Origin of the sequence: Rhodococcus sp. IEGM 1305, assembly GCF_030058635.1 — a bacterium.
Taxonomy (GTDB): Bacteria; Actinomycetota; Actinomycetes; order Mycobacteriales; family Mycobacteriaceae; genus Rhodococcus_F; species Rhodococcus_F opacus_D.
This window is the reverse complement of sequence record NZ_JASHKX010000050.1, coordinates 25,653-47,852: the sequence shown is the minus strand read 5'-3', so window position 1 is coordinate 47,852 and position 22,200 is coordinate 25,653. Positions and strand designations below refer to the sequence as shown.

Below are 22,200 nucleotides of genomic sequence, written 5' to 3'. Positions count from 1 at the left end.
CATTCATCGACACACTGTTGAGTTCTCAAAGAACACGCACACACCATCACTTCTGGCACACTCGCCAGCCGCTCCGGGGCAACTTTTCCAGCTTATCTCATCGGACTGACCGGCGCAAACCGGCACCCGCTGAAGACATTCCGGGGTTGAAGCACAACCATACACGATGGTGAACTTCGGATTGGTCAGGCACTTCGTACAACCTCGTTGCATCACCAGGTGGTGAATGTCGGTGTCCGTGTCGCTCTGACCTGGAATAAGTTACGCGCACCGCACGCGATATTCCAAATCGCCTGGTCGCGGGGATTCGCACGCTGAACTCCGCCGGATCTGCCATTCGTGCCGGCGTGCACCGTCAGACCAGAAGCGTGCACGCTGAGCCGGTTTAGCAGGTCCGAAAGCTCGACGGTGGGACCGTCGCTCCCACTACCACTCACTCTTCATCGGGGAGTCCTCATCGAGAAGTACGGCATACCGGCAGTCACCACTCTCGGCGGCACCGAGATCCCCTACAAGGACCGGGGTGCCGGCCGCCCGTAGTCCTGAGCCACGGGTGGCCGCTCAATGCGGACAGCTGGGAAGCGCAGGACCGACCTCGCGGCGCTACTCGAGCACCTCGACCTTCACGACACCACGCTGGTCGGTCTCTCGACCGGCGGTGGTGAGGTGAGTAGATCCGCCGGACGGCACGGGACCGGCCGGGTCGCCCAGATCGTGCTCGCCTCGGCGGTGCCGCCGTTCATGCTGCAGACCGCCGACAACCCCGACGGCATCCCGGTCGAAGCCTTCGATTCTTCGGCGCAACCGACCTGACAGTCACCCGTCCCAGGGTGTACGCGACTCGTTCTGGTCGCAGGCAAATCAGGGGGGTCACCACAACGCCTACGAAGGCATCGCCGCGTTCTCGGCGACGGACTTCCGAGCTGACCTCGACAAGGTCGACGTCCCCACCCTCGTCATTCACGTGACGACGACCAGACAGTGCCGTTCGATGTCGGCGGCAAGAAAGTCATCCGCGCGGATCGACGGCGCCGTGCTCGCGGTCTACCTACACCTCGTGGCATCCCCTTACCCGAGACAAAAGGATCACAGTCATGAAAGGTCACACCGCAGCGCCCGACACCCTCGACCTCGTCCACGGGCTGTGGATGACCCCACACGGCTGGAATGGCGCCTGACTGACCCGGAGTTCGATCTGCTCCACGAACCTGTCGAACGCCGAACGCCGATCGGTGGGCTGCTGACGTGCGGCCTTCGCGTTGCGCACCATCTTCGGAGTCCAGTTCGCCGCACCAATTCTCAGACGGTCCTCAGGAAAGTCACAATTCGGGCCCCTATCGTTTCCCCGGCAAACCAACCGACATGGGAGGACTCGTCATGAATGTTTCACGAGCACGTCTGCAATTCGGTATCGCCGCCGTCGGCGCGATCTCCGCCGCCCTCGTGATCCCGGGCATCGCCTCCGCGGATCCGGCCGACTCCGACTCTTCCCGCCTCGTGAACTCCACGTGCAGCTTCGCGCAGATCGATGCGGCGATGCACGACGTGACTCCGCAGCTCGCCGCACGCCTCGACCAGGCACCCGAGCGCAAGGCTCAGCTGGCGGACTTCTTCTCTAAGTCCCCGGCCGACCGCCAGGCCGTCCTCGACGCCCACCCGCAGCTGAAGAGCCGACTGGACACCGTGCCTACCGAGGGCCCGGCCGTCGAGTGGCGCGCGAAAGCGCTGGCGATCGCCGAGACCTGCGGTAACTACTGACGCACGCTAGCCGGGGCGGACGGTGCGCAGGACCGTCTGCCCCGTGTCCAGCCTGCGGATGTTGTCGGTGATGTCGCCGACCCGGCCGACGAACGTGTGGTCGGTGACGCCGGACGAGTGCGGGGTCATCAGGACGTTCGGCAGGTCGCGGAACGGCAGCGCGCTCGGGGCGCCGTGACCGCCGGCGTCGGGGTAGGAGTACCAGACGTCGATCGCCGCGGCCGCGATCCGGTGCGACGCCAGCGCGTCGTACAGCGGTTGTTCCTGGATGAGGGGGCCGCGCCCGACGTTGATCAGGATGCCGTCGGGGCCGAGCGCGTCGAGTTCCGCGTCGCCGATCATGTCGCGGGTGTGATCGTTCAGGGGCGCGGACACCACCACGACGTCGGACTTCGTCAGGAGCCGCAGCAGCGACGTGTTGCCCCCTGCCCAGGCCAGGCCTTCCTCGGCGGCGTCGAGATTGCCCCGCCCGGTCACGGCGCAGCCCTCGGACCCGAACGCGCGCAGCACGTTCCACGACCGCCGGCCGATGTGACCGAAGCCGACGAATCCGACCCGCGCGCCCCGCATCGACCGGGACTGCCCGATCGCGTCGTCGTACACCGAGGTGGCCCACACGTCGCCGCGGAGGGCGCGATCGTGCCGGAGGAATCCGCGTCGCAGCATCAGCGCCGCCGACACGATGTACTCGGCGATCGAGTCCTGGTGGTGGAAGGTGTTGGCCACCAGGGTGTCCGCGGGCAGCGCGGCGAACGCCACGTTGTCGGTGCCCGCGCCGGCGACGTGCAGCAGGCGCAACTTCGGCGCAGCGGCGGCCATCGCGGCGGTGAACCGGCCGCCCACATAGACGTCGGCGTCGGCGAGGTCGGCGACGATGGCCGACTCGTCGAATGCCCGATGCCACGACACCGTCGCACCGGACGGCAGCCCCGACTCGAACAGCTCGCGATGCGGCAGCAGGTTCCGGTCGCCGACGACGACCTTCATCAGGCGCGCACCAACGCCGGGCGCTTGCTGTCGAACGTCCAGCCGGGCACCAGGAACTGCATGCCGATCGAGTCGTCGCGCGCGCCGAGCCCCTTCTGCCGGTACAGCTCGTGGGCGGCTTCGACGCGGTCCATGTCGAGTTCGACACCGAGGCCGGGGGTCGACGGCACGGTGAGGTAGCCGTCTTCGATCTCGAACGGGTCCTTGGTGATCCGCTGACCGTCCTGCCAGATCCAGTGGGTGTCGATGGCGGTGATGTCGCCCGGAGCCGCGGCCGCGACGTGGGTGAACATCGCGAGCGACACGTCGAAGTGGTTGTTGGAATGCGAACCCCACGTGAGGCCCCACGCGTCGCAGAGCTGGGCGACGCGGACGGATCCGTTCATGGTCCAGAAGTGCGGGTCGGCGAGCGGGATGTCGACGGCGCCGGAGCGGATGGTGTGCCCCATCTCGCGCCAGTCGGTGGCGATCATGTTGGTGGCGGTCGGCAGTCCGGTGGCGCGCTTGAATTCGCTCATCACCTCGCGACCGGAGAAGCTGCCCTCGGGGCCGACCGGGTCCTCGGCATACGCGAGAACGTCTTTCAGCCCGCGGCACGTCTCGATCGCCTCCGACAGCAGCCAACCGCCGTTGGGGTCGAGGGTGATCCGGGCGTCGGGGAATCGCTCGGCCAGCGCCGTCACGGCCGCCGCCTCCTCGCGGGGTGCCAGGACGCCGCCCTTGAGCTTGAAGTCGGCGAAGCCGTATCGCGCCTGAGCCGCCTCGGCCAGTCGCACGACCGCGTCCGGTGTCAGCGCCTCCTCGTGCCGCAGGCGCAGCCAGTCGTCGGACTCCGCCGCACCCGACTGGTACTCGAGGTCGGTCTTGTTGCGGTCGCCGACGAAGAAGAGGTAGCCGAGCGCCTGCACCTTCTCGCGCTGCTGCCCCTCGCCGAGCAGGGCCGCGACGGGAACACCGAGGTGCTGCCCGAGCACGTCGAGGAGTGCCGACTCGACGGCGGTGACGGCGTGGATCGCAACTCGGAGGTCGAACGTCTGGTTGCCGCGGCCCGCCGCGTCCCGGTCGGCGAACGTGCGTCGCAGATCGGCGAGAACGCCGTTGTACTCGCCGATGCTGCGCCCGGTCACGATCGCGCGGGCGTCTTCGAGGGTACGGCGGATCGGTTCACCGCCGGGCACCTCGCCGACACCGGTGTTGCCGTCGGAATCGGTGAGGATCACCAGGTTCCGGGTGAAGTACGGGGCATGCGCGCCGGACAGGTTCAGGAGCATGCTGTCGTGTCCCGCGATCGGGACCACTCGCATGTCGGTGACGACCGGGGTGGTGCTCGTTGTACTCATCTCCGAAAACCTTCCTTCACAGCGCAGCGCCGCCCGTGAGGCGCCTCACAACCAAAACTCTAAGTGGCCCGATCGATACATGTCCAAGACTTGTTGAGCATCGAACGATGCAGACACTGCATCAGAGAAGCTGCTGTCCGATCAGCATCAACGCACCCACACAGGACACCGTGATCGACGCCCGGCGCAGGCGTGCAGCGTCCAGGTGGCGATTCACGAACCGCGACGCCACGTAGCCGAGCACCGTCGCCGGGATCAGCAGCAGGAACATCACCGCCGACTCGCGCTGCACCGACCCCGTCGCGGCGAGAACGGCCACCGACAGCGTGGAGCCCACCAGGAAGAACGCGCTCATGTTGCCACGCAGCTGCGCCCCCTTCGACCCCTGCATCACCAGTGCCATCGGCGGCCCGCCGATCGACGTGGCCGTGCCGAGCAGACCCGACGCGGCGCCGGCGACGGCGAGGTTCCGGCGTCGCGGCGGCGGTGCCCAGCCCAGCGTCGCGAAGACGACCCCGGCCAGCACCACGGCCGCGAGCAGCAGCGACAGCCCCCGTTCCGGCAGCACCACCAGCAGGACCGCGCCCGCGATCGTGCCCGGCACCCGGCCGGCCAGCGCCCACCCGGTGCCCGACAGATCGAGGGCGTCGCGTTCCCGCCACACCACCATCACCGTGACGACCGTCGCCGTCATGATCAGCGTCCCGGGCAGCAGGCCCGGGTCGACGAGCGCGACGACGGGTGCCGCGAGCATGCCCATCCCGAATCCGATCGACGCCTGCATGCACGAGGCGAGGAAGACTGCGAACGCGATGATCGCGAACCCTGCCCCGCTCACCCGACCGCGACGGGAACGCCGAGTTCGATCGGACGCCGGGGGTGGTGGCATTCGGCGACGTGGCCGCTCTCCCGCTCGTCGACGGCGGCGGGCGGCACGGTGCTCGCGCAGATGTCGGTGGCGTGGGCGCAGCGGGTGCGGAACCGGCAGCCCGACGGCGGGTTCAGCGGCGACGGCACTTCACCGTCGAGGATGATCCGCTTGCCCCGGGATTCGGCGTCCAGCTTCGGTGCCGCCGACATCAGGGCCTCGGTGTACGGATGGGCGGGACGGTCGAAGACGGCGTCCGTCGCACCCGTCTCCACGATCCGCCCGAGGTACATCACGGCGACGCGGTCGGCGACGTGCCGGACCACCGACAGGTCGTGCGAGATGAACACGTACGAGATGCCGAGCTGCTTCTGCAGGTCGTTCAGCAGGTTGAGCACCTGCGCCTGCACCGACAGGTCGAGAGCCGACACGGGTTCGTCGCAGATGACGACGCTCGGGTTCAACGCCAGGGCACGGGCGATCCCGAGTCGCTGCCGCTGACCGCCGGAGAACTCCTGCGGGTACCGGTGCTCGTCGCTCGGCCGCAGACCCACGAGGTGCAGCAGTTCCCGCACCCGTGCCGCCCGGTCGCGGCTCGTCTTGTACATCGTCTTGTGGGTGCGCCACGGCTCGGCGATGATGTCGGCCGCCGACATCCGGGAGTTCAGCGACGCGTACGGGTCCTGGAACACCATCTGCACCCGGCGGCGCAGCGCCAGCAGGTCCTTGCCCTTCAGCGAGAACGGGTCGACGCCGTCCCAGGTCACCGAACCGGAGTCGGGGCGCTCGAGCATCATCAGCGTGCGGGCGAGAGTGGACTTTCCACAACCCGATTCGCCGACGAGCCCGAGCGTTTCGCCGCGGGCGAGGTCGAGGTCGATGCCGTCGAGCGCGCGCAACTGATTCTTGCCCGCCGCGTTGGCAGGCACCTTGAACGTCTTGGTGAGGCCCCGCACCTTCAGAATCGACTCAGACATGTGAGATCTCCTCGGGGAAGTGGCACGCCGAGCGGCGACCAGGTGTGGCGACGTCGGCGAGCGGTGGGCGGGTGGTGCGGCACAGGTCGCGGGCCAGCGGGCAGCGCGCCTGGTAGACGCAGCCGGACGGAATGGAGTGCAGGTCGGGCGGGGTGCCGCCGATGGATTTCAGGTCCTCGCCGCGGACCGCGTGCACGGGAACCGAATCGAGCAGCCCCTTGGTGTACGGGTGCTGCGGCGACGAGAACACCTCGGCGACCGGGCCCGTCTCGACGACGTTGCCCGCGTACATGATCGCGACGCGGTCGGCCTCCTCGGCGACGAGCGCGAGGTCGTGGGTGATCAGGATGACGGCCATGTCGTGCTCGGTGCGCAGATCCCGCAGCAGCGACATGATCTGTGCCTGCACCGTGACGTCGAGCGCCGTCGTCGGTTCGTCGGCGAGCAGGACCGTCGGGCTCAATGCGACGGCCATCGCGATCAGCAGGCGCTGCCGCATGCCGCCGGAGAACTGGTGCGGGTAGGAGTCGACGCGCGATTCGGGCTCGGGAATCCCGACCCGCTGCATCAGCGAGATCGCCTCCTGCCGTGCCTCTTTCGCGGACAGCCCGCGATGGATCCGGAATGGTTCGGCCAACTGCTTGCCGACCGTGTACACCGGGTTGAGTGCGGTCAGCGCATCCTGGAACACGATGGCCAATTCGGTGGCGGCGAGGGTGCGGCGCGTCTTGGCCTTCGCCGTCACCAGATCGACGTCACCGAGACGGACGGAGCCGTCGGTGATGTCGGCGATCGGTTCGAGCAGGCCGACGAGCGCCTGCGCGGTCATCGACTTGCCGCACCCCGACTCACCGAGCAGCGCGAGCGTCTCGCCGCGTCGCGCGGTGAACGACACGTGGTCGACGGCCCGGACCGTGCCCGAGGGGGTACGAAGGTCGACGGTCAGATCCGCGACTTCGAGGGCGACGCGGTCGGTGTCTGCGACGTCGAGCGATTCGACAGCCGGTGCGGATGCACTCATGAGACGACCTTTCGGGTGGGGAACAGCCGGGAGCGACGCGACCGCGGGACGGTCAGACGCCAGCGCTGGGCGGGGTCGGTGGCGATCCGCGCCCATGCCGCGAGCACGGTCGCCGACACGGTGGTGATCACGATGGCGAGACCGGGGAAGAACGACAGCCACCACGCCGTCTGCAGATACGTCCGGCCCTGGGACACCATCAGGCCCCAGCTGATGTCCGGCGGCTGGATGCCGATGCCGAGGAAGCTCAGCGACGACTCGGCGAGCATCACGTAGCAGAAGTCGAGGGTGGCGACGGTGAGCAGCGTCGGCAGCAGGATGGGGAACACGTGCCGGCGGATGACGGCCCCGCTGCGGGCGCCGAACGTGCGCGCGGCGTCCACGAACAACCGGCTCTGCAGTTCCGCCGACTCCGCGCGGGCGGTGCGGAGGTAGATCGGGATGCGGGTGATGGCCAGGACCAGGACGATGTTCGCGGCGCTGGGCGAGAACACGTACAGGACGACGACGGCCATCAGCAGCGACGGGAAGCTCATGATGACGTCGGCGACGCGCATCGCCGTCGTCTCCCGCCAGCCGCGGTGGTAGCCCGCCCACATGCCGACGAGGGACCCGATGATGCAGGACAGCGCGACCGCGGGCAGCGCCACCAGGAGGGTGGTGCGGCACGCGACGATCAGCCGGGCCAGCATGCTGCGTCCGAGCGGGTCGGTGCCGAGGATGTTCATCCACCCGTTCGCCACGTGGAACGGTGCGAGGTTGGACTGGTCGAGGTTCTGATCCGTCGCGGCGTCGCCGACGAGCCACGGGCCGAAGACGGCGACGAGGAACACGAACACCAGGATCGCCGCCGCGACCGTGGCCATCCGGTCCCGCAGGAGCAGTCGCCACAACGGCGCCTTGCTCCGGGACGGTTTCGGTGCCGGAACGGTTTCTCCGACGGCAGGCGTCTCGTCGGGGCCCGGGTAGAGGTCGCCGGCGCCGTCCAGGCGGGGTGCGTTGTCTATGGACATCTCGGCGGCCTCCTAGACCTTGGACTTCTCACGGACACGCGCGTCGAGAAGTGCGTAGCCCGCGTCGATCAGGATGTTGAGGACGAAGATGCTGACCGCGGTCAGCAGCACCGCCGCCTGCAGTACTGCGAAATCGCGCTGCAGGATCGCGTCGATCATCAGCTTGCCGATGCCGGGCCATCCGAAGATCGCCTCGACGACGACGGCGCCGTTGACCAGGCCGACGGTGAGGTCGCCGGCCACCGTCAGCGCCGGAGCCGCGGCGTTGCGGAGCGCGTGATGGGTGACGACGCGCAGATCGCCCGCGCCCTTGCTCCGGGCAAGTCGTACGTATGGTGCGGACAGCGCCGACACCATCGCACCGCGGACCACCTGGGTGAGCACGCCGAGCGGCCGGATCAGCAGGGTGGCGATCGGCAGGATCCACGACAGCGCGCTTCCGGTACCCGACGTGGGCAGCACCCCCAGCACCACCGCGAAGATCCACACACCGGTGATGGCGAACCAGAAGTCGGGGATGCTGGCCGCGGTCATCGACAGCAGGCTCGAGATCCGGTCGGCGAGCGAATTCGGCCGGTACGCCGCCCAGCAGCCGATCACGATGGCGCCGATGATCGCGAGCAGCATCGTGAAGAACGCCAGCTGCAGCGTGGCCGGGAACGCCCGCAACGCCATGGTCGCGGCGGATTCACCGGTGCGCAGCGATTCGCCGAAGTCGAGGTGGGCAACCCCGGACAGGTAGTCGACCATCTGGCTCAGGACCGGCTTGTCGAGGCCGTTCTCGGCCGCGAACTCGGCGCGCTGATCCGGTGTCGCGGAGACCGGGAGGTACAGGTTGGTCGGGTCGCCGGTGAGGCGGGCGAGCAGGAACACACCGAAGAGGACGACGAGGAGGGGTACGAGGCTGGTGTAGACGCGTCGGCGCAGGAAGGCGAACATGACTCACCGCCTTCGGATCGGGTTCGGTTGGGACATCTCAGTTCCTCCGGGGGGCTGGGAAGAGGGGTTAGCCGTTCGCGGATGTGTCCGCGTGGGTCATCTCGCTCAGGCGCATCTCGTCGCCGGTCGCGGAGTTGGGCGCGTACTGCACGGTCGGGGACTTGGCGAGCACCGCGTTCATGTGGGCGATGTACGCGAACTGCCGGATCTCCTTCGGCTCGTTGGCCAGTACCGAGGCGAACGCGTCCTGCCGGGCGTCGCCGACGAGTTGCTCGGCGGCGTCGATCTGCGCGTCGTATCCGGGCGAGCCGAAGTAGCTCTGGTAGCCGTCGCTGCGCATGTACTGGTCGACGGTGAACTGCGCGTCACCCGCCTGGTTGCCGTGCTGGATCATCAGCAGAATCGGTCCGGTGCCCTGCGGGAACGGCCGGATCTGGTACTGCATCTGCCCGGCCGTGTCCATCATCTCGATCTTCACGTTCAGGCCGGCCTTGCTCAGCGAGTTCTGGATGACCTCGATGGTCTCGTTGATCTTCGGGAACTGGCCCGTGCGCCCGATCAGGCGGATCTGGTTGTCCACGGGAACGCCGTCGGCCTTCGCCTCCGCCACCAGTTGCGCGGCGCGATCGGAGTCGTAGGGGGTCGGCTGCAGGTCGGGGTCGAACCCGACGATGCTGCTGCCGACGAGTTGCCCGGCCGGCTCGCCGAGGCCCTGGAACAGTGCCTTGACGATCCCCTCCCGGTTGACGGAGAGGTCGATGGCCTCGCGGACGCGGTAATCGTCGAGCGGAGGTTCGGTGGCCATCATGCGCAGCGCCGTCGTCTCGTTGTTGGGGTAGGCGACACCGAGGTCGCCCGCGCCGTCCTCCGGACCGAGGTACGTGGCGAGTTCGGCCTCGTCGTTGGTGACCATCGCGGCCCGGACGCTGCCCTCGGTCCGCCACTGGTAGATCGCCCGCGTGTACTCGGGCGCCGGGCCCCAGTACGTGTCGTTGCGGACCAGCGCGAGTCGCTGCCCGTGATCCCAGTAGTCGATCTTGTAGGGGCCGGTGCCGATGGGATCGCGCACCTTGTCCTGGGCGTCGGTGGTGGAGGGCACCATCTCCACGAACGAGATCCGCAGCGGAAGGATCGGGTCGGCGACGGGAGTCTGCACCGTCACGGTCGACGGGTCGATCGCGTTCACCTCGAGTTCGTCGTCGCCGAAGACGTACCCGTCGACGTCGCAGCCGATGGTGGAGTTGACGGTGCGATCGATCGAGAAGGCGGCGTCCTCGGCGTCGAAGACGCTGCCGTCGCTGAACGTGACGCCCGGACGGATCCGGAACGTCCAGACCGTGTCCGACGTCTGCTCCCACGAGTCGGCGAGCTTCGGTTCGAGATCGCCGGTATCGGCGTTGCGTTCCACCAGCGGCTCGGTGATGTTGGAGCGGACGACGACTCCGGTTGAGGTCAGTGACGCGTCGCAGGGTTCGAGCGTGGGCGGCTCCTGGGGGAGCACGATCCGCAACGTGTCGGGGCTGGCGGCGTCGCTGTGGCTCGAATTGGCCACCGAGCAACCTGTGACCAGAGCCGGCACCGTCAGTGCGGCGGTGGCCACGACGACGGCGCGGTAACGGGTTCCCTGCTGCAGCGAACGTGCAGGGCTCATGGTGTCCTCCGTAGGGATGTGTCGCGTACTCGACGCGAGTGAAGAGGGCCCGCCTGTGACGGTAGACACACGCTATGAGCGGCGCGGAGGAGCCGTCAACAGGGGGAAACGGCGCGAAACGGCTCGTGAGGGCGGTCACACGCCTGATTGATGGAGACTGCGATCACCCCGGCAGGCCCCTGACCGGCGCATACAGGGGGTTACGGCATCTGCGCACGTCAACGCGCCGCCAACCAATGCCGTTTGAGTATCGATCCATGTTATTTACGTGTTGGACAGGTATTCCGGGCGCCGCTTAACGTACGGGTAACCGGTGACGCGGAGAGTCGCGTCACCACTCGTCAGGAGGCACGATGGTGACCGCTGAGTCGTCCGTGAAAGAAGCTGCTGTACAGACTGTTTCGGGAGGACGCGTCCTGAAGGTCGGGCCGCTGAAGCCGTCCCTCACCGCGACGCTCGCCGAGAAGTACGACGCACTCGACCTCCCGCTGGGCGACGACCGCACCAGCTTCCTCGCCGAACACGGCGAGTCCGTCACCGCGGTCGTGACGTCCGGCCGCACCGGAGTCGACGCCGCACTGATGACGGAACTGCCGAACCTCGGCGCGATCGTGCACTTCGGAGTCGGTTACGACACAACCGATGTCGTGCTCGCCGAGGAACTCGGAATCGGTGTGAGCAACACCCCCGACGTCCTCACCGACTGCGTCGCCGACACCGCCGTCGGATTGCTGATCGACACGCTCCGCGGCTTCTCCGCCGCCGACCGCTTCGTGCGTGACGGCCGCTGGCCCGCCGAGGGCAACTTCCCCCTCACCCGGCAGGTGAGCGGCACGCGGGTCGGCATCGTCGGGCTGGGACGTATCGGCTCCGCCATCGCCACCCGCCTCACCGGCTTCGGTTGCACGATCTCGTACCATAATCGGCGCGAGGTTCCCGGCTCCCCGTTCGCGTACGTCGGCTCGGCCGCCGCACTCGCCGCCGGGGTGGATGTGCTGATCGTCGCCGCAGCGGGCGGCAAGGGCACCGAAAAGCTCGTGGACCGCCAGGTTCTCGAGGCCCTCGGACCCGACGGCTACCTGATCAACGTGGCACGCGGAAGCGTCGTCGACGAGGACGCGCTCGTCGAACTGCTCACCGAACGCAAACTTGCCGGTGCCGGACTGGACGTATTCGCCCGCGAACCGCACGTTCCCGAAGCGCTCCTCGCGCTCGACACCGTCGTTCTCCTCCCCCACGTCGCGAGCGGCACGACCGAGACCCGGGCCGCGATGGAGGCTCTCACCCTGCAGAACCTCGACGAATACCTCGCCCAGGGCACCCTGACCACCCCCGTACTCGAGCCGAGGTCACGATGAGCGTCATTCTCAGCTACGTCCCGACAGTCGAAGGTCGAGGCGCCCTGGCGTTCGGATTCGCTGAAGCCCGCATGCGCGCAACCGATCTCGTGGTGATCGCCGACGGCGACAGCGCCTCGAATCCCGGCTTCGGGGCCGAACTGCACTCCGCAAGGGAGGAAGCGGACGCGGCCGGCGTCGACTACCGCATCGCGCGGAACGAACCCGACCGCTCCCACGCCGACAACCTCATCGACGCGTCCTACGACTCCGCCGCCGAACTCCTCGTCCTCGGCATGCGGCGACGCTCCCCCGTCGGCAAACTCCTCATGGGCAGCGTTGCCCAGCGTGTGCTCCTCGAAGCGCAGTGCCCCGTCGTCGGAGTCAAGCCGCCCGTCGCAGCAGAGGTCTGAGCGGCACGGACGAGGTTGATTCCCCGGCCCATCCATAACGCTCACGGCGCCGAATACCAGCCGTGGGACAGCCATGATCGATGGGCCTCAGCGCGCTGACGGCGCGGAACTGGGCGGTCGCCTCCTGACCTTGGTCGGCGACCGCGACTTCCAGGCGCTCGCACCCGAGATCTCCCAGATCGCGTGCGACCACGGCAGCGACCGGTCGGCGTTCACGGCGGTCGTGGCGTGGATCGTCACGACCATCGCCGACCTCATCGCGGATCCGGCCTCGAGCGTCACCGACGCCGTCGACAGCTTCATCAGCGTCGTACCCGTCGTGCACGACACCGCCGAGCTGAACGAGGAATTGCCCGCGCCCGCCGAGTGGCTGTTCACCGCCGTCGTGAGACACCTGCAGAGCAGGCATCGGGAGGGATCCGATCCCCCGCCGCCCGTGCCTGCCGACACCGCACTCATTCGCATGCAGGCCCTCGTCGAAGCCTTGCTGTGGCTCGACGCCCTGCTCGAATGCGACCACAGCCTGTAGGCGAGCACAATTCCCTGACTCGGGGACGGTGCCCTCACAGTGACGGCCGTCTCTAGTCGGAATAGCCCGGCCCGTAGGCCCGTTCCCCCAGTGGATCCCGATCCTGCGCGGCGGCACCGAGAACGGCGCTGCCGAACACGCCTACGGAAAGACCGATATCTGTGAATCTCTTCTCCCCCTTGACACTCGGCGAACTCGAACTGCCCAATCGGGTCGTGATGGCACCCCTGACCCGCGTCCGCTCCGGGCGTGACGGTGTGCCCGGACCGCTGGTGGTCGAGCACTACCGTCAGCGGGCCTCTCTCGGTCTGATCGTCGGCGAAGGCACCTACCCCAGCCACGCCGGCCAGGGCTTCCCCGGCCAGCCCGGGCTGGTGACACCCGAGCAGGTTGCGGGCTGGAAGAACGTCGCCGACGCCGTGCATGAGGCCGGTGGACGGATCGTCGCCCAGGTCATGCACGCCGGCCGCGTCACGCACGAGGGAACAACCGGCGGTCACGAGGTGGTCGGCCCGAGCGCCGTCGCCATCGACGGTGAGACCCGCACCTATGAGGGGAAGGCTCCGTACCCGGTGCCCCGCGCGCTGCGTACCGAGGAACTCCCCACCGTGATCGAGGATTTCGTCCAGGCGTCGCGGAACGCGGTGGCAGCCGGGATGGACGGCGTCGAAGTCCACGCCGCCAACGGCTACCTGCTGCACGAATTCCTCTCCCCGGCATCCAACCTGCGTGAGGACGCGTACGGCGGCTCCCCCGCGAACCGGGCACGCTTCGTCGTCGAGGTGGTCAAGGCCGTCGCAGACGCCATCGGCGCCGGGCGGGTGGGTATCCGCATCTCACCCGAACACAACATCCAGGACGCCCTGGAACTGGACGCCGACGACGTTCGGGCCACCTACGGCGCGCTGGTCGACGCCATTGCTCCGTTGAAGCCCGCCTACCTGAGCATTCTGCACAAGGACCCGTCCGGGCCCCTTGCCCAGGACCTGCGGACGCGCTTCGGCGGCCCGGTGCTGATCAACAGTGGTTTCGGGGCGGTCACCACCCGCGACGAAGCGCTGGCCATCCTCGACGACGGCCACGCCGATGCCGTCGTCGTCGGGCGTCCCGCGATCGCCAACCCGGATCTCGTGCGGCGCTGGCAGGAAGACCTGCCGCTCAACACCCCGGACCCCGAGACCTTCTACTCGGAGGGCGCGAGGGGCTACACCGACTACCCGGTGTTGCAGCACTGAGCCGACCCGCAGGCCGACACATTGTGGCCCATGACGCCAGGTCATGGGCCACAGCGCTATCCGACGGACGCCCCCGTGTCGCGTATCCGGGCCCGGCACCGTACGGTTAGTCGTAGTTGAGTACACAGCTACCGAGTTCACGGACCGCCCGGCGCGTCCGTGCTCCAATCGGGCGTACCAACTGTGCACGCTGTGCCAGGACGCCCACCTCGAAGGTGGCCGACAGTGAGAGCACCATTCCGCACGACGCTCTCGCAGCCGAAGCTCCCGACGAACAGCTTGACTTCTATCTTCTCGTGACCTGTCGGAGGAACTGCATTTTCGGACCACTGAACTCCGGGCCTGCTCTGCCGCGGCGACGCTCACAGAAGTTGAAAGGTGATCGTTCATGCCACTCACCGTGGAGCACACCACTCGTTACGCCGATGCCCTCATGACGCTGGCCCTGGCCGCCCACCGCCCGGCCACCGTCGTCAACACCGGCAGCGGATACGCCGTCCGGGTCGATTTCGAGCGCGGCATTTACCTGCTCGCCACCAACGCACCGGGGGATCTCAGTTCCGATCCGGACGCGCAGAACCCGTGGGTGGTGACTTTCTTTCAGAAGCAGCCGGCCGCCGAGGACACCCGGCTCGTGACGGTGACCGGGGAATGGCTCGTCGACGCGTTCGACCAGGCCCTCGCCATGATGCCGATTTCGGGGATCGCCGACGACCCGGACGCACAACCCGCCGAGCTGCGCCTCGCCGGCACGGAGGTCCACGACCTCGCTCACTGACACCGTGTGACGGGGCTCCATCCGCCCGTCACCGCCCGGCAGCAGACCGTCTACCCCCACCGGGTAGGCGGTCTGCGAGTCTTCCCAGCCGCTCGACCGCGGGCAGCGCCTGCGCGATCTTCTCCGCGTCGCGGGCAATGATCTCGGCGCTCTGGTCGATGCCCTTCGCGCTCACGGCGAGCCCCTCCGCGGTCTCCGCGATCTGCTTGGCGGCGTCGAGCAGTTCGGACAGGTCGTCGAGTGCGGGCCCCAGACGGTCGATCAGCACCCCGATCTGGCGTATGCGGAGCATCACCGTCGTGACGGCGCGTTCCCACTCGCGGATCTCGCTCGAGACGTTCTGCAGGATGTTGATGGGAGGCTCCTTGTCGGTGCTCGGCGGCCGGGCCTGGCGACGCGCACCCAACCTATCTGTTACTCACAGTTCCCCATACTCGGCCTGGCCGTTCAGATCGTGGCCGGTGGCCGCGCGCGCGTAGGAGTGGAGACTGGCGATCACCTCGGCGCGGCGCAGCGCATCGATCTGGTGGTTTTGGTCCTGGTCGGCGCTGGAGATTCGCGGGTTACCGGGATGGGGGTCATCTTTCTATGAGCACACTGGCGCGGACCGGCTGGCGATGATTTCGGCGGCGATGGAGATGGCGGTCTCGGCTGGCCCCCGGTTGCCGATGTCGAGGCCGATCGGGCTGGATAGCGTGGCAAGACTTTCTGGGCGGAGGCCGGCCGCGGCCAGGTCCCGCCGTCGGTTGGTGTCGGCGGTGAGTGACCCCATGGCCCCGACGTAGGCGAGGGGCTGTGTCCATTTGGCCTCGTCGAGGCATTCGAGGAGGACGGGAATGTCGATCTTGGGGTCGTGGGTGAGAACGACAATGACTGTGCGGGAATCGAATCGGCCTTTGTTGCGCTCACTTGTGATCCAGTCCGACGGCCACTCGCACACGACCTCTTCGACATCGGGAAATCGCTGCGGTGTCGTGAACACGGGGCGGGCATCGCAGATGGTGACCCGGTAGCCCATTCGGGTACCGACTAGCCCGGTCTCCATTGCGAAGTCGGTCGAACCCACGATCACCATCCGGGGCCGGGACGGGAAGCGGCGTATCAGCGTTCCGGAGGAGGTCAGGCCGGTGGGGGCGTCGAGTTCGTTTGCGATGCGGTGGGTACCTGCTTCCGGTCCGGTGAGGATCGTCTCGAGGATGACGGTTTCGTCGCGCAGCGTCCGTTCCATGAGGTCGGCGAGTTGCGGCATGGTCTCGCGGTCTACTCGTTCCACGAGCACGATCAGTGATCCGCCGCAGGTCAGTCCGGGTTCGAGGATGTCGCCGGTGGGGCCGTAGTGCTCGATTCGGGGGTGCCCGGTGGCGAGGACGTCGAGGGCGGTTTCGTAGAGGGCGCCTTCGACGCAGCCGCCCGAGATGCTGCCGACCACGGTTCCGTCCTGGCGGACTGCGAGCATCGCGCCGGGGTCTCGTGGGGATGACCCGTGGGTGGCTATGACGGTGGCGACCGCGATAGCGCGGTGTGCTTCCCATTCAGTGTGGATGTCGCGAAGGACGGTGTTCACGAGTGCCTCGCAATTCTGTTCGCGTCACGGTTCCGGCGACCGGGGCTGGGGAGCCGTCGCGGTGGTGGCGAGGATCGTACAATAGTTTTGCGCAAAGATAAGTCCTGAAATTGTCGGTGAGTCGGTCGCCGGTAGGCGAGACTGATTCGCGGCACCGTGCCCGTATCGAATCTGGAGTGTGAAGTGGCCGAATCGGATCGGGCGGATGGGGTCGGTGAGATCATCCGGCAGTGGGCTCGGACGCGTCCCGAGCTGGACGTGTCGGCTTTGGAGATTTTCGGACGGCTGCATCGGAGTTTTCTGCTGTACCGGGCTCAGATCAATGAGCTGTTCGAACGGTTCGGGACGAACGAGGCGGGGTTCGACGTTCTCGCCTGCCTTCGGCGTGCGGAACCAACGTTCCGGCGCACTGCCGGGGAGCTGGCGAAACAGACCTTGGTGACAACGGGTGGCCTGACAATGCGGGTGAACCGGCTCGAGGAGGCCGGCCTGGTGCTACGTGAGCGCGATGACATCGACTCCCGCGTGGTGTATGTGACGCTCACCGGGGCGGGCCGCAAACTTGTCGACGCTGTTTCGGATGCACACTTCGCGGAACTGGCCCGGATGCAGGGGGGACTCGGGGGTGGTCAGCGCGAGCAGCTCGCCGATCTTCTGTCCGTTCTGGAGGGGTCTTTACAGGCTGCTGCATCGGAGAACACCGCAAAGTCGGCCGGTGCAGCGCCTGCGTAGGGGGTCGAAACCACATGAGCGCTCCGGGGTGTGCTCGCCGAAGATCTGCCGTGATCCCCCGTGCGTTCCCGACGTTATTGCAACCCTGAGCGGTGAAGGCGCTTCAGGGGCTAACCAGGACTGTGACCTGCAACTCTTCGGGGAGGGGTGTGCTCCAGGTGCCGCAATCCTCGAAATGACCGGGCCGGACAACTTTGGCCGCGCTATTGACCTCGGGGAGCCAGGAACGTAGAACTATCTTATAGCAAAGATACTTTGCGCTGAGTCTTCTTGGACCGTCATCCGTTGTCCTTTCGAATGGAACGAGGCACATGAACAAGAGCGGCCTTGCCACGGTGGCTGCGGAGGGCGGCGGCACAGTGACTGCCCTGCCCTTGCGCGGCGATGCGACCCCCGAGCAGAATCCAGCTGACGGCAGGAACGCCTCGCGCGGCACCTTGGACACCGTGCTGTGCCACACCGACCCGGCCGACTCCTGCGACTGTGTTGGTGACGAAGATCCGATCGTCGTTCGCGAGCATCTTCAGGGCCGGAATCGGCGTAGGTTCGTCTACACCGGATTCTGTTCGGTAGCCGTCCGCGCCGCACTCGACGTCGTCTCCGCGGCCGTGGAAAGGCGCGCCCTACAAGGGGTGAATCACCACATGCATACCGGCTATGGCATACCGCGCCGCACACTCGTGCGGGGAGCCCGCTGATGCGCATCCAGGCCCTCGGCGCCGGGTTGGTGGCGCAGACCCAATTCGCGATGGCCCCTTTCCGGCTCCATCGCCCCACCACCATCGAGGACGCCCTCGCGATCGTGTCCGAACATCCGGATGCCGTCATCGCCGCGGGCTGCTCGGATCTGGTCGCCCAGATCCGTGAGGGGTGCGCCCCAAACACGTTGGTGTCGCTGCAGAAGGTCGATGCGCTCCGCGCCATCAGTCACGAGGCCGGCGTACTTCATATCGGCCCGATGGTGACCCACCACATGGGTGCGACGGACGAGACCGTCGGCACCGCGATCCCGGACCTCGCGGCGGCATGGGCGTCGATCGCCACGGTTCGGATCCGCTACACCGCGACCGTCGGCGGAAACCTGATGGCGCGGCGGTACCGCTACGAGATGCCGCTGCTTCTCGGGGCGCTCGGCGCGGACCTGGTCTTCGACGCCGGCGCGCTCTCCCGCCCGGTCGCGTCGTTGTGGGCGGACAGCGGAACCGATCAGCGAGGTCTGTTGACCGACATCACCGTACGAACGGACGACCTCGTCTGGTTCGGATATGAGCGTTCGATGCGTCCGACGGCGACAGTGGCCCTCGCGGTGCGCCGCAACCCCGACGGCACCCTGCAGGTGCGCGCGCAATCGGGCTCCGAATACCGCCACGGATTCGCTCTGACGGCCGACACCGGCGCCCGCGAACTCGATCCGCTCGAGGTGAGCGCGCAGCTTGCCCAGCAGCTACCGGACGATTGTGCCGATTACACCGGCTCGGCGGAGTACCGCCGGCACCTGGTGCGTGTGCTGACGCGCCGCCTGCTCACCGCGGCGTGTGCGCAGCTGAAGGGAACGACAACGAGATGACCGAGTACCCCGATCACGAGACCGACCGATCCGCTGCCCCCGACGGTGAACTCGACACCTGCATCGAGTTCGCCCTGAACGGCGTCAAGCAGACCGTGCGCGTCGCCGCCAACGCCATCCTGCTCGACGTCCTGCGCAACAACCACGGCTGCAACGGCGTTCGCGGTTCCTGCGAGCGCGGGGTCTGTGGAGCGTGCACCGTGCTCGTGGACGATCTGCCCGTCGCCTCCTGTTCGACCTTCGCGTTCAGCATCGACGGCGCCTCGGTCGAGACAGTGGAAGGGTTGGCCGCGCCCGACGGCGCGCTGTCCCCGCAGCAACGTGCATTCTCCGAGTGCGGGGGTTTCCAGTGCGGCTTCTGCACGTCCGGGATGTTGATGCTCACCACCGGGCTGCTGCGTCAGGACCCACAACCCGATCGCGGCACCATCCGCGAATGGATCAGTTCCAACACCTGTCGCTGTACCGGATACGAGATGATCCTCGAATCGGTCGAGCGCGCTGCCGAACTGACCGGTGAGACGAACGGGGAATCCGCGTGACGACGACAGCCGAGTCCTTCACTCACGACGTCCACCCCGACGCCGCGAGCACCGGATACACCGTGTATTCGCTGCCGACCGCCTCTCCGGACAAGCGGGTCACCGGGCGCGATCTGCCGCGCGCGGACGCCGCGGTCAAGGTGACCGGCAAAGCGGTCTACAACACCGACATCGTGCGACCGGGCATGTTGCACGCGAAGGTGCTGCGTAGTCCGCACGCGCACGCTCGTATCGTGTCCATCGACGCGAGCGCCGCCGAGGCACTGAACGGCGTCACCGCGGTACTGACGCGCAACGAAACCGACGGCCTGGCGTGTTACGGCACCATGGTCAAGGACCAGCCGGTCGTCGCGACCGACACCGTCCGCTATGTCGGCGACATCGTCGCCGCCGTCGCTGCGGTAGATGAGCGCACGGCCCTGGCTGCACTGGACCTCATTCAGGTCGAATACGAGATCCTGCCGGCGGTATTCGACGTCGACGAGGCCCTCGATCCGTCGTCGCCGACAATCCATCCGCTCGAGCCGCGCGGCGGGTTGCCCCCGTACCGGAACGGCGCGTCGGCGTCGCTGCGCAGCGACCACAATGTCAGCTACGAATTCCGTTACAGCACTGGATCACCGGACGTGTGGGAGGAGTGCGACCACATCTTCGAGGACACCTTCCTTTTCTCCCGGATGAACCACATGCATCTCGAACCGTTCGTCACGGTCGCGGAGGCAACCGACGAACAGATCGAGGTCTGGACGGCGACGCAGAGCCCGTTCAACCTCCGCCAGGAACTCGGGCACGTATTCAACCTCCCCGAAAACCGGATCCGGGTGCACGTCGCCCTGCTCGGCGGCGCGTTCGGCGCGAAGAACGGCCCGAAGGCCGACCCGGTCGCCATCCGCCTGTCCCAGCTCAGCGGCGGCCGGCCGGTGCGGTTCTGCATGAGCACGGAAGAGGGCTTCCTCACCGTGTCGCAGCACGCGGCGAAGCTGATCGTCAAGGCCGGCGTCAAGGCGGACGGCACCTTTGTCGCCCGCAAATCGACGGTGCTCCTCGACAGCGGGGCCTACGCCGAACACAGTCCGGCGGTGGCGGAGAAGGCCGGCTACCGGATGCCGGGCGCGTACCGCTGGCAGCACATCGACACCGTCTGCAAGGCGGTTACCACGAACACTGTGCCCGCCGGCGCCATGCGCGGCTTCGGGGCCACCCAGACCACGTGGGCCGGCGAACGTCAGATCGACCTCATCGCGCAGCGACTCGGCATCGATCCCTACGCACTGCGGCTGAAAAACCTCAAAAAGCTCGGCGAAGAATTCGTCCCCGGGGATGCGGGGATCGACTCCGACCTCGCCGAAGGAATGCGTCTGGTCGCGGACGCTATCGGCTACCACTCCAGGGATCGCAGCGGAAACCGCGGCATGGGGGTATGCGTCGGGCTCAAGGACAGTGGCGGCGGCAACAAGCCCGCGATGGCGCGGGTCAAGGTGACCGCCAACGGCGACGTCTTCCTCAATTGCGCGCTCACCGAAATGGGCCAGGGCGGGCACTCCGCGATGTCCCAGATCGTCGCCGACGTCCTGCGCACCAGCCGCGACCGCGTCGTGTACACGCGCATCGACACCGACCACACCCCCTTCGATCAGGGCACCAACGCCTCGTCCGGCGTGGTGGTGATGGGACAGGCCGTCCGGAACGCGGCGGAGAACCTGCGTAGACAAGTGCTCGAGTGGGCCGGTGAACAGTTCGCCATCGACCCGGCCACCTCAGTGCTCGACGACTGGACGGTGCGCACCCCCACAGGCGAGGTATATCCGCTTTTCGAGCGGATCATGGAGTTCTTCGGCCACACCGGGTTCGAGTTCTCGGCCGACGGCTATTACAAGGTGCGCAATGATGCCGATGCGCCATTGGCCGCCCGGTGTGTCTTCTACGAGATCGGGTGGGCGGCAGCCGAGGTCGAAGTCGACCCGGAGACCGGTAGGGTTACGGTCCTTCAGCTCGCGGTCAGTGGAGACGCGGGCAAGGTGATCAACAAGATCGGCTGCCGCGGTCAGGATGAAGGCGCCGCCATACTTGGACTCGCGCAGGCCCTGTTCGAGGAAATGCGCTACGAGAACGGTGAACTTCTCAACGCCGAGGCCCTGCTGTACCGCGTCCCACTCGCGGAGGACCTCCCCGAGCGGTTCGTCTCGATCACCCAGGAGCAGGGACACGGCGCCGGCCCCTTCGGCGCCAAAGGCATGGGGGAGGGCGGCATGCTCCCCATCGCCCCGGCAATTGCCCAGGCCATCGCCGACGCGGTCGGTGCCCAGCTTACCGAGTTGCCGATGACACCAGAACGCGTCTTTCGTGCACTCTCAACCGGCGGCGTACCCGGTCTCCCGCCGTTGTCGCACGCCTGAATTCAACCGGACCTCAGACCACCGGTCGTCGGCACAGACGCCGACGACCGGAACGTCGACAGGAGCAGGACCCGACGGCGGCATCCTCACGCGCAACGTCGCTGTTCCTGCGTCGCAGCGACACTTCGGCGCCGCACCCACACCCCCGCCCGCCGCCAACACCGGAACAAGTACACCGTGCCACGGCTCGTACCGGGCCGGCACATCCCGCCACGTCGTACCCGCCCGAATCCGCCACCGGATCCCGTCGATGAGCTGCCGTTTCGTGCACTTCGGCGAACGGCCCGCCCTCCTACCCAGAGGCAGCAGCGGCACCAACCGCGCCCATTGCACGTCGGTAACGTCCGCCCGCCCCGGCACCGCGACGCTGGGCGGCACCGACACACCCACTTGATCGAAAACTCACAGCCGAACCACCTTTGAAACACGACCTAAACCTCGGGGTACAGCCAAGGCCGATCGTCGCGGCCCTCGACATAGGTCCCGACGGGCGGACCGTCGAACAGCCCCAGCAGCAACTCACGCGCCGCCCGAGTGGCACCGGCGAGCTCAA

Annotated in this window: 23 protein-coding genes; 12 read left to right on the top strand and 11 right to left on the bottom strand. The window is 67.4% G+C overall.

Annotation, left to right across the window (positions count from 1 at the left end):
• Positions 1-564: 564 nt before the first annotated feature.
• Positions 565-813 (top strand): alpha/beta fold hydrolase, encoded by a 249-nt coding sequence (locus QM693_RS34600; RefSeq protein WP_283354567.1) that lies wholly within the window; start codon positions 565-567, stop codon positions 811-813.
• A 564-nt stretch (positions 814-1,377) separates the two neighbouring features.
• Entirely contained in the window at positions 1,378-1,758 is a 381-nt protein-coding gene (locus tag QM693_RS34595; RefSeq protein WP_283354566.1) for a hemophore-related protein, read from the top strand.
• Positions 1,759-1,764: 6 nt separating this feature from the next.
• Here the strand turns inward: QM693_RS34595 and QM693_RS34590 are convergent, their stop codons facing one another.
• The 8 genes from QM693_RS34590 to QM693_RS34555 form a co-directional block, all read right to left on the bottom strand.
• Positions 1,765-2,745 carry a 2-hydroxyacid dehydrogenase gene (locus QM693_RS34590; protein WP_283354565.1) on the bottom strand — a complete coding sequence of 327 codons (981 nt, stop codon included), beginning with the start codon at positions 2,743-2,745 and terminating at the stop codon, positions 1,765-1,767.
• Positions 2,745-4,085, bottom strand: coding sequence for a glucarate dehydratase (gene gudD, locus QM693_RS34585; RefSeq protein ID WP_016884543.1), 1,341 nt, complete (start codon positions 4,083-4,085; stop codon positions 2,745-2,747). Before gudD ends, QM693_RS34590 begins: the two co-directional genes overlap by 1 nt.
• 121 nt (positions 4,086-4,206) lie before the next feature.
• The gene (locus tag QM693_RS34580) at positions 4,207-4,923 is read right to left on the bottom strand and encodes a sulfite exporter TauE/SafE family protein (RefSeq protein WP_283354564.1); all 717 of its coding nucleotides are present in this window, start codon (positions 4,921-4,923) and stop codon (positions 4,207-4,209) included.
• Positions 4,920-5,930: an ABC transporter ATP-binding protein gene (locus QM693_RS34575; RefSeq protein WP_005256534.1), complete on the bottom strand. Its 1,011-nt coding sequence runs from the start codon at positions 5,928-5,930 to the stop codon at positions 4,920-4,922. The genes QM693_RS34580 and QM693_RS34575 overlap by 4 nt, the downstream gene beginning before the upstream one ends.
• Entirely contained in the window at positions 5,923-6,951 is a 1,029-nt protein-coding gene (locus QM693_RS34570; protein ID WP_283354563.1) for an ABC transporter ATP-binding protein, read from the bottom strand. Before QM693_RS34570 ends, QM693_RS34575 begins: the two co-directional genes overlap by 8 nt.
• Complete coding sequence (locus tag QM693_RS34565) at positions 6,948-7,964, bottom strand: ABC transporter permease (RefSeq protein WP_283354562.1); 1,017 nt, start codon at positions 7,962-7,964, stop codon at positions 6,948-6,950. The genes QM693_RS34570 and QM693_RS34565 overlap by 4 nt, the downstream gene beginning before the upstream one ends.
• A gap of 12 nt (positions 7,965-7,976) precedes the next feature.
• On the bottom strand, positions 7,977-8,903 hold the full coding sequence (locus tag QM693_RS34560; protein ID WP_005256530.1) for an ABC transporter permease: 927 nt from the start codon (positions 8,901-8,903) through the stop codon (positions 7,977-7,979).
• A 67-nt stretch (positions 8,904-8,970) separates the two neighbouring features.
• Positions 8,971-10,554: an ABC transporter substrate-binding protein gene (locus QM693_RS34555; protein WP_283354561.1), complete on the bottom strand. Its 1,584-nt coding sequence runs from the start codon at positions 10,552-10,554 to the stop codon at positions 8,971-8,973.
• A 353-nt stretch (positions 10,555-10,907) separates the two neighbouring features.
• Between QM693_RS34555 and QM693_RS34550 the strand changes: the two genes are divergently transcribed.
• From QM693_RS34550 to QM693_RS34530, 5 genes are all read left to right on the top strand, one after another.
• Positions 10,908-11,912, top strand: coding sequence for a 2-hydroxyacid dehydrogenase (locus QM693_RS34550; protein WP_283354560.1), 1,005 nt, complete (start codon positions 10,908-10,910; stop codon positions 11,910-11,912).
• Positions 11,909-12,304 carry a universal stress protein gene (locus tag QM693_RS34545; RefSeq protein ID WP_011596465.1) on the top strand — a complete coding sequence of 132 codons (396 nt, stop codon included), beginning with the start codon at positions 11,909-11,911 and terminating at the stop codon, positions 12,302-12,304. The genes QM693_RS34550 and QM693_RS34545 overlap by 4 nt, the downstream gene beginning before the upstream one ends.
• A gap of 73 nt (positions 12,305-12,377) precedes the next feature.
• Entirely contained in the window at positions 12,378-12,833 is a 456-nt protein-coding gene (locus QM693_RS34540) for a hypothetical protein (RefSeq protein WP_283336499.1), read from the top strand.
• A 161-nt stretch (positions 12,834-12,994) separates the two neighbouring features.
• Entirely contained in the window at positions 12,995-14,068 is a 1,074-nt protein-coding gene (locus tag QM693_RS34535; RefSeq protein WP_283354559.1) for an alkene reductase, read from the top strand.
• A 388-nt stretch (positions 14,069-14,456) separates the two neighbouring features.
• Positions 14,457-14,846, top strand: a complete 390-nt coding sequence (locus QM693_RS34530) for a hypothetical protein (RefSeq protein WP_280784792.1) — start codon at positions 14,457-14,459, stop codon at positions 14,844-14,846.
• Positions 14,847-14,874: 28 nt separating this feature from the next.
• Here QM693_RS34530 and QM693_RS34525 read toward each other — a convergent pair whose 3' ends face one another.
• Entirely contained in the window at positions 14,875-15,252 is a 378-nt protein-coding gene (locus QM693_RS34525) for a hypothetical protein (protein WP_280784793.1), read from the bottom strand.
• Between the two features lie 180 nt (positions 15,253-15,432).
• Positions 15,433-16,410: an XdhC family protein gene (locus tag QM693_RS34520; protein WP_283354558.1), complete on the bottom strand. Its 978-nt coding sequence runs from the start codon at positions 16,408-16,410 to the stop codon at positions 15,433-15,435.
• A 183-nt stretch (positions 16,411-16,593) separates the two neighbouring features.
• Here QM693_RS34520 and QM693_RS34515 point away from each other — a divergent pair, with 183 nt between their 5' ends.
• The 5 genes from QM693_RS34515 (at position 16,594) to QM693_RS34495 (ending at position 21,647) form a co-directional block, all read left to right on the top strand.
• Positions 16,594-17,142 (top strand): MarR family winged helix-turn-helix transcriptional regulator, encoded by a 549-nt coding sequence (locus QM693_RS34515; protein WP_283336495.1) that lies wholly within the window; start codon positions 16,594-16,596, stop codon positions 17,140-17,142.
• 311 nt (positions 17,143-17,453) lie between these two features.
• Positions 17,454-17,840: a hypothetical protein gene (locus tag QM693_RS34510; protein ID WP_283336494.1), complete on the top strand. Its 387-nt coding sequence runs from the start codon at positions 17,454-17,456 to the stop codon at positions 17,838-17,840.
• Positions 17,840-18,709: an FAD binding domain-containing protein gene (locus QM693_RS34505; RefSeq protein ID WP_009477007.1), complete on the top strand. Its 870-nt coding sequence runs from the start codon at positions 17,840-17,842 to the stop codon at positions 18,707-18,709. The genes QM693_RS34510 and QM693_RS34505 overlap by 1 nt, the downstream gene beginning before the upstream one ends.
• Positions 18,706-19,251, top strand: coding sequence for a (2Fe-2S)-binding protein (locus QM693_RS34500; protein ID WP_280784797.1), 546 nt, complete (start codon positions 18,706-18,708; stop codon positions 19,249-19,251). The genes QM693_RS34505 and QM693_RS34500 overlap by 4 nt, the downstream gene beginning before the upstream one ends.
• Positions 19,248-21,647, top strand: coding sequence for a xanthine dehydrogenase family protein molybdopterin-binding subunit (locus QM693_RS34495; protein ID WP_009477005.1), 2,400 nt, complete (start codon positions 19,248-19,250; stop codon positions 21,645-21,647). Before QM693_RS34500 ends, QM693_RS34495 begins: the two co-directional genes overlap by 4 nt.
• On the opposite strand, the gene QM693_RS37980 is transcribed toward QM693_RS34495, so the two are convergent.
• Positions 21,603-21,962 carry a transposase gene (locus QM693_RS37980; RefSeq protein ID WP_477953805.1) on the bottom strand — a complete coding sequence of 120 codons (360 nt, stop codon included), beginning with the start codon at positions 21,960-21,962 and terminating at the stop codon, positions 21,603-21,605. The two genes, QM693_RS34495 and QM693_RS37980, sit on opposite strands and share 45 nt — an antisense overlap.
• Positions 21,963-22,200 lie beyond the last annotated feature (238 nt).